This is a genomic window from Mesorhizobium sp. M4B.F.Ca.ET.089.01.1.1 (genome assembly GCF_004022605.1).
GTDB lineage: Bacteria > Pseudomonadota > Alphaproteobacteria > Rhizobiales > Rhizobiaceae > Mesorhizobium > Mesorhizobium abyssinicae.
Window position 1 is genome coordinate 1 of record NZ_RZOS01000778.1, and the last position, 1606, is coordinate 1606.

General features: G+C 60.6%; 2 protein-coding genes. Both read left to right on the plus strand.

All coding sequences use genetic code 11. The features are described from left to right. Positions 1-42: 42 nt before the first annotated feature. Complete coding sequence (locus EN780_RS33780; RefSeq protein ID WP_095483089.1) at positions 43-249, plus strand: antitoxin VbhA family protein; 207 nt, start codon at positions 43-45, stop codon at positions 247-249. Positions 250-314: 65 nt separating this feature from the next. After that, positions 315-1364, plus strand: coding sequence for a Fic family protein (locus EN780_RS33785; RefSeq protein WP_128276418.1), 1050 nt, complete (start codon positions 315-317; stop codon positions 1362-1364). The last annotated feature ends 242 nt before the right edge of the window (positions 1365-1606 follow it).

Consider the following 1606-nt stretch of genomic DNA (forward strand, 5'->3'; position numbering starts at 1 on the left):
GCACTTTTCTTGCTAGGGTGCAAGGCAACTGGAGATTGGCAGATGAACATCCATTCCGCACGTCCCGATCGTTCCCCGGAGGCCATTGCCAAGCGCAAGAAGGCCACCGATCAGGCGCGCGCTGCCAATATCCGGCAGGGCTACACCCACGATCCTGTTCTCGAGGCGGCCAACGCCCGGTATGTCGCCGGCGAGATCACGTCGGAAGAATTTCGCGAGCAGATGCAGGCGCGTTTCAAGCGCGCCTGACGCTCCAACTCTTGTTTGAACAAGCCGCCTGCGATCACGGGCGGCTTTTTTCATGAGGAATCGTATTGGCGGACGAGTCAAAGGGATCGTACACCTACCCCGACACGCCCGGCGATCCAGATCGCAGTGGTGTTCTACGCAACAAGTTTGGGCTGACCAGACACTCGGAGCTGGGACCGGCCGAATATGCCATGACGCATGTTCGACAGAGTGAGATTGCGGAGGGCCGCGGCCCGAGCGGCAATTTCGACAAGGACCATCTGAAGGCCCTACACGGCTATATTTTTCAGGACGTTTACGAATGGGCCGGTCACACGCGCAACGAAAGCCCGATCGTCGACGGCCAGCGCGTCGAGCCGATCGGCAGCCTTTCCAAGGGCAGCACCTCATTCCTGCATGGCTCACGCATCGACTTCGGACTGGACGAGGCCTTCAAGCCGATCCGCGATCCCGACGTTCTTCGCACTGCTACCCCGGAGCAATTCGCTGAGCGAGCGGGCCAGGTCCTCGCCGAACTCAATTACGTGCATCCATTCCGCGAGGGCAACGGTCGCGCCCAGGAAGCGTTCATTATCGAGCTTGGCCGCCATTACGGCCATGAGGTGGATTTTACCGTCATCAGCAAGCCGCGGGTGATCGAGGCATCAATCGAGACCACAAACGACCCGTCCAGTCCGGCAATGAAGCATGTGCTGGAGGACGCTAGCAATCCGAACCGCCGCGAGGCGCTTCGCGCTGCATTTGCCGACCTCGAACAGTGCGGCGAGAAGCCGTTTGAACACAATATCCGCACGGCACGGCCGGGAGAGGAAATCACCGGCAAAATTCTCGGCAATGACGATAGAGTCGCCAGCATCGTCACGGATGAGCGGATCATTGCCGTCGACCGCGCAGACTTGCCCGAACGCTTGCCGGACGACAATACAGAGGTCTCTTTCACTGCCCGCTCTGACTTTTCCCGCCTGGGGCGCGAGCGACAGGCCACCGAGGCACATATGCGGTCCCAGCAGGCCGAGCAGCCACAACAGGACAGAAGCGCCGGGCTGAAGCCTATCGAGGCCGAAATGGAGGCGCGGCGAGACCGTGAGCGCGACGAAGACGATCGCGGTCGATAACCCCAGCCCCTGGCAACAAGCTGAGCTGTCGTCGAGCTGGTCGATGTCCGATGCGTTTCGGCGCCGTTTCCGTCCGTTGGGTGATTTGACGGACAAGCTACGATAGCCCTCCCCCACGCAACCGCTGTCGCGGTCCTCCACTCCGTTTCGGCCCTAAAGGTGCATGGGCTCGCTTCGGCTATCTCCGTTCTTTGCCGTCAACCAACGGAATGGAGACGGCCATGCAGAGCATCAAGGACCTG

What these genes read in the sequence shown, in the direction of transcription:
- EN780_RS33780 (WP_095483089.1), top strand. Translation starts at nt 43, where the DNA reads ATGAACATCCATTCCGCACGTCCCGATCGTTCCCCGGAGGCCATTGCC.